Annotated in this window: 2 protein-coding genes; one reads left to right on the top strand and one right to left on the bottom strand. The window is 58.7% G+C overall.

The features are described 5' to 3' along the window. Positions 1–33 precede the first annotated feature (33 nt). Positions 34–645: a recombinase family protein gene (locus tag R1W01_RS18360; protein ID WP_317275465.1), complete on the bottom strand. Its 612-nt coding sequence runs from the start codon at positions 643–645 to the stop codon at positions 34–36. 120 nt (positions 646–765) lie between these two features. On the opposite strand from R1W01_RS18360, the gene R1W01_RS18355 reads away from it, so the two are divergent. Then, positions 766–3,654 carry a Tn3 family transposase gene (locus tag R1W01_RS18355; protein WP_317275464.1) on the top strand — a complete coding sequence of 963 codons (2,889 nt, stop codon included), beginning with the start codon at positions 766–768 and terminating at the stop codon, positions 3,652–3,654. Positions 3,655–3,700 lie beyond the last annotated feature (46 nt).

Raw genomic sequence — 3,700 nt, 5'->3', positions numbered from 1 at the left:
GGGGTCTGCTCCGGCTGAGTGCAGAATGACACCTTAAGCGTCGAGCACGCGTTTTCCATATTCGCGCAGGTTGCCTTTAGGGTCGACGTACCGGTACAGCGTGACGGGTTTCACGCCCAGTTCGTTGCATAGCTCTGAAACGGATGTGTCCCGGTTGGCCATTGCGGCCTGTGCCATACGGACCTGGGCTTTGGTGAGTGAGAACTTTCGCCCACCTTTGCGACCTCGAGCGCGGGCGGCTTGCAGTCCAGCCATTGTGCGTTCCCGGATCAACTCGCTTTCGAATTCCGCGAGCGCGGCAAAGATGCCAAATGACAATCGACCGGCTGCGGTGGTGGTGTCGATCTGTGCCCCTTGGCCTGTAAGCACTTTCAGGCCGACCCCACGCTCTGACAGCAGGGTCGTCGTTTTAACCAGATGGTTCAGGCTGCGGCCCATTCTGTCCAGCTTCCAGATGACAAGGACATCGCCTTCGCGCAGAGCCTTCAGGCAAGCTTCGAGGCCCGGGCGGTCGTCTTTCTTACCCGAGGCCTGATCGGAGTAGATTTGCTTTTCATCGACGCCCGCCTCAACAAGAGCGTCCTTTTGTAGGTCAAGCGACTGGCTGCCATCGGCTTTTGAGACGCGCGCGTATCCGATCAGCATGTTTCACAAACGATCGTTTGTGGTGTGTGGAGGAATTCCCCGCTTTCGGCCATCTCGATTATTCCTTATCCCATATCATAATCATCAATAAATAAACCCCAACAAGAAAGCAAAAGAAACATGGCGCATCGCACCATTCTGACCGAGCGCCAGCGTTCGGCGCTTTTCGATCTGCCGACTGACGAAACCTTAATGTTGCGGCATTACACGCTGGCAGACGACGATATCGAGCACATCAACGAACGGCGGCGGCCGGAGAACAAGATCGGCTTTGCCCTTCAGCTCTGTGCCCTACGCTATCCCGGGCGGCTGTTGTCGTCTGGTGAGGTCATCCCGGAAAAGGTCTTGCGCTTCATCGCGGCCCAGCTGGGCCTGACGGGTGATGACATTTTGCCTTACGCTGCGCGCCGTCAAACCCGCCAGCAACATTTGCAGGCCCTGCGCCAGATTTACGGCTTCAAGATGTTCTCTGGCCAAGGCGCTCGCAGCCTCAAGACTTGGCTCGAGAATGAGGCTGAAACGGCCCGATCCAACGAAGACCTGGCGCGCCGATTTGTCGAAGAATGCCGCCGGTCGCAGGTGATCCTGCCCGGTATCTCTGTCATCGAACGGCTGTGCGCCGATGCTCTGGTGTCGGCAGAACGCCGGATTGAAAGCCGGATCGCGGCCAAGCTTGATGGTCAGACAAAGGACCAGCTGGACGCTTTGCTGACCGAGATCGTGGATGGCAATGTCACCCGGTTCATCTGGCTTCGCCGTTTCGAGGCGGGCAGCAATTCGGCTGGAGCATCGCGACTTCTGGACCGGTTGGAGTTTTTGCGAGACTTGTGCCTTTCACCGGACATTCTGGCCGACGTACCGCCACATCGGGTCACCCGCCTGCGCCGCCAGGGCGAGCGCTACTTTGCCGACGGGTTGCGCGACATCACGAGTGACCGGCGCCTGGCGATCCTCGCTGTCTGCGCGGTCGAGTGGAAGGCAGCCATTGCCGATGCCGTGATCGAAACCCACGACCGGATTGTTGGCAAGACCTGGCGGGATGCAAAGAGGCTGTCCGACGCGCGTATCGCGGATGCCAGATCATCGCTGCGTGAGACATTACGTTCCTTCAAGGATCTCGGTGCTGCCCTACTGGAGGCAAAGGCAGATGGCGCGTCCCTTGATGCCGCCGTCGAAGTTGCGTGTGGCTGGTCTCACCTCGAAAGCATGGTGACAACTGCAGCCGAGTTGACTGACACGATGGCGGCTGACGCCCTGTCTCATGTCGTTCATGGATATCACCGGTTCCGGCGCTATGCCCCAAGAATGCTGCGAGCGCTTGATATCTGCGCCGCCCCGGTGGCGGCGCCTTTGATACAGGCAACAAAAGTCATCGCCCAGGATCAAACTGATGCGCCCCGCCAGGTTGGCTTCTTGCGCCGAACCTCGAAATGGCATCGACACCTCAATGCTCAGGACCCAAGTGACAATCGGCTCTGGGAGGTCGCCGCCTTGTTCCAGGTGCGCGAAGCCTTCCGATCCGGCGATATCTGGCTACCCCATTCCCGGCGTTACGCTGATCTGAAACAGGCTTTGGTACCGATAGAAACAGCCAAGGCGTGCCCTCGCCTGACGATGCCATTCGAACCTGAGATCTGGCTCGATGATCGCAAGGCAAGGTTGGTAGAGGGTATGAAGCGTTTGGCCAAGGCTGCCAGAGCTGGCGCGATCCCGGGCGGCTCAATCGAAAACGGCGTTCTCAAGGTTGATCGTTTGACGGCAGCAATCCCGGCAGATGCTGATGGCATGGTGCTTGATCTCTATGGCCGCCTGCCTGCCGTGCGGATCACCGATTTGCTGCAGGAAGTTGATGACGATATCGGCTTCACCGAAGCCTTTACACACCTGCGCACCGGTGTTCCCTGCAAGGATCGCATCGGGTTGTTGAGCGTGCTACTGGCCGAGGGATTGAACCTTGGCCTCAGCAAGATGGCCGAGGCGACCAGTTCACATGACTACTTCCAACTCTCGCGCTTGTCCCGGTGGCATGTTGAAAGCGATGCCATCAACAGGGCGCTTGCAAAGGTGATCGAGGCGCAGACCAATTTGCCGATGGCGCGGTTCTGGGGCGGTGGTACGACCGCTTCAAGCGACGGTCAGTTCTTTCCAACAACGCGGCATGGCGAGGCGATGAACCTCATAAACGCAAAGTATGGACAGGAGCCCGGCTTGAAGGCCTACACCCATGTCTCCGACCAGTTCGGCCCGTTTGCCACACAGAATATCCCTGCGACCGTCAACGAGGCCCCATACATTCTGGACGGGTTGCTGATGAACGAGGTTGGGAAGAAGATCAAAGAGCAATACGCCGACACCGGCGGCTTCACGGATCATGTCTTCGCCGCAACCGCACTCCTGTCTTATCGCTTCGTTCCCCGCATCCGCGATCTGCCGTCAAGGCGGCTCTATCTCTTCGACCCTACCGCTGCGCCGAAGGAAGTCCGCGGGCTGGTCGGCGGTAAGATCAGAGAAAAGCTGATCACGGAAAACTGGCCTGACATCTTACGCGCCGTAGCCACAATGGCGGCAGGTGTCATGCCACCCAGTCAGCTCCTGCGGAAGTTCGCCTCATACCCGCGCCAGCATGAACTGGCGCTTGCCCTACGAGAGATCGGGCGGATCGAGCGCACCCTGTTCATTATTGACTGGTTGCTGGACGCCGACATGCAGCGCCGTGCACAGATCGGCCTGAACAAAGGTGAGGCACATCATGCGCTGAAAAACGCCCTACGCATCGGGCGTCAGGGCGAAATCCGAGACCGAACTTCTGAAGGGCAGCACTATCGCATGGCCGGGCTGAACCTGCTGGCAGCCATCATCATTTATTGGAACACAAAGCACCTTGGCCATGCCGTCACCGCGCGAAAGCGTGCTGGTCTCGACTGTTCACCCCAACTCCTGGCGCATATCTCGCCCCTCGGATGGGCGCATATCCTGCTCACAGGCGAATACAGGTGGAAAACCAGGTGATCTACGGGCTTCGGGTGTCATTCTGCACTCAGCCGGAGCAGACCCC

The organism is Shimia sp. FJ5 (assembly GCF_032918335.1).
In the GTDB taxonomy this organism is placed as follows: domain Bacteria; phylum Pseudomonadota; class Alphaproteobacteria; order Rhodobacterales; family Rhodobacteraceae; genus Shimia; species Shimia aestuarii_A.
This window is presented reverse-complemented; position numbering and strand designations above follow the sequence as displayed.